A 251-nucleotide genomic window follows, 5' to 3' on the forward strand; every position below is an offset into this window, starting at 1 on the left:
TTGATAGTGTGGATGCGGGTGGAGAAGATCTCGATTATACAGATTTAATCCGTCACCTTATTTCAGATAAGAAACGAGCGAAGTTAGTTGCTGAGAACATCGTTGATTCTGCTAGTTTAGGACCATCTATCGTTATTACAGAATCCGTTCGTTACTGTTTTGTACTCGAGGAACTTGTAAAACAAATGGCTAAAAAGAAGTTCGGTATCGATGTAAGAACAGCTGTAGTGCACGGCGGAATCAGTCGTTAC

General features: G+C 40.6%; 1 pseudogene. It reads left to right on the forward strand.

Annotation, left to right across the window (positions count from 1 at the left end):
- Positions 1-251, forward strand: a pseudogene (locus tag KVT34_RS30665) (DEAD/DEAH box helicase); the annotation flags it as partial.

It is taken from the genome of Paenibacillus sp. GbtcB18 (genome assembly GCF_019091125.1).
Lineage (GTDB): Bacteria > Bacillota > Bacilli > Paenibacillales > NBRC-103111 > Paenibacillus_F > Paenibacillus_F chitinolyticus.